This is a genomic window from Methylobacterium sp. 10 (genome assembly GCF_000519085.1).
Lineage (GTDB): Bacteria > Pseudomonadota > Alphaproteobacteria > Rhizobiales > Beijerinckiaceae > Methylobacterium.
Genome location: NZ_JAEV01000009.1, coordinates 1 through 1,199 on the forward strand (window position 1 = coordinate 1; position 1,199 = coordinate 1,199).

Here is a 1,199-nt window from a genome sequence, read left to right on the forward strand (position 1 = left end):
CGCTGGGGTCAGCTGGTGATCGGGGTGATCTGCATGGTGATGATCGCCAACCTGCAATACGGCTGGACGTTCTTCGTCCCCGACATCCAGAAGAAGTTCGGCTTCGACCGGGCGGCGATCCAGTGGGCCTTCACCCTGTTCGTGCTGTTCGAGACCTGGCTGGTCCCGATCGAGGGCTGGTTCGTGGACAAGTACGGCCCGCGTGTGGTGGTGCTGTTCGGCGGCGCGCTCTGCGGCATCGGCTGGGTCATCAACTCCTACGCCGCCTCGCTCAACATGTTCTATCTCGGCCAGGTCGTCGCCGGCATCGGTGCGGGCGCCGTCTACGGCACCTGCGTCGGCTCGGCCCTGAAATGGTTCCCCGACAAGCGCGGGCTCGCCGCCGGCATCATCGCCGCAGGCTTCGGCGCCGGCTCGGCGCTGACCGTCGCCCCGATCCAGTGGATGATCGCCGATCACGGCTTCCAGGCCGCCTTCTTCAACTTCGGCATCGGCCAGGGCCTCGTCGTCTGCGCGCTCGCCTTCTTCTTCACCTCGCCGAAGAAGGGCCAGGTGCCGGAGGTCGTGGCCAACGCCAACATCATCCAGACCCGGCGCAACTACACCCCCGGCGAAGTCGCACGCCAGCCGATCTTCTGGCTCATGTACTTCATGTTCGTCATCGTCGGCGCCGGCGGCCTGATGATCACCGCCAACCTCAAGCCCATCGCCTCCGATATCGGCGTCGACAAGGTGCCCGTCACCATCATGGGCATCACCATGGTCGCCATCACCTTCGCCGCCACCATCGACCGCGTCCTCAACGGCCTCACCCGCCCGTTCTTCGGATGGGTCTCCGACAAGATCGGCCGCGAGAACACCATGTTCATCGCCTTCGCCATGGAAGGCTTCGGCATCTACATGCTCTACCTCTGGGGCCACGACCCGCTGTGGTTCGTCCTGCTCTCCGGCTTCGTGTTCTTCGCCTGGGGCGAGATCTACTCCCTCTTCCCCTCCACCTGCACCGACACCTTCGGCACCAAGTTCGCCGCCACCAATGCCGGTCTGCTCTACACCGCGAAGGGCACCGCCGCCCTCCTCGTGCCCGTGGCGAACTATCTCCAGCAGGCCACCAACAGCTGGGACGGCGTCTTCCTCGTCGCCGCCGGCGCCAACATCCTCGCATCCCTCCTCGCCATCGGCGTGCTGAAGCCATGGCG

At 65.4% G+C, this 1,199-nt stretch carries 1 protein-coding gene; it reads left to right on the forward strand.

What is annotated here, in order from left to right; all coding sequences use genetic code 11:
* Positions 1 to 1,199, forward strand: a 1,199-nt coding sequence (gene oxlT / locus K368_RS0100010) for an oxalate/formate MFS antiporter (protein ID WP_027170596.1), incomplete at both ends; no start/stop codon positions are given.